The following is a 223-nucleotide window of genomic DNA, read 5'->3' on the forward strand; positions in this document are numbered from 1 at the left end:
GACCTATCATTAAATTCTTTTGGTATATGATCAGGCAATATTATATTTTTTACTAATACTTTTTCTTTTCTTGTATAGTCATGGGTTACTCCGTCCCATTCATTTTTTATTTTTTCTCCACTTATATATGCTGCACTTGCTACTGCACTTTTGCCTTTTCCTCTTGATATTATGTTTACTGAAAAATGAAAACTGTCTGCCATTTTTATCACTTCCTTTCTTT

Annotated in this window: 1 protein-coding gene; it reads right to left on the reverse strand. The window is 30.0% G+C overall.

Features of this window, described 5'->3' with window-relative positions; genetic code table 11:
- Positions 1 to 203 (reverse strand): MobA/MobL family protein (locus HMPREF3045_RS05385; protein ID WP_180363008.1); only part of this gene is annotated, 203 nt, incomplete at its 3' end.
- Between the last annotated feature and the right edge of the window lie 20 nt (positions 204 to 223).

The sequence above is a fragment of the Anaerococcus sp. HMSC075B03 genome, from assembly GCF_001815585.1.
Lineage (GTDB): Bacteria > Bacillota > Clostridia > Tissierellales > Peptoniphilaceae > Anaerococcus > Anaerococcus vaginalis.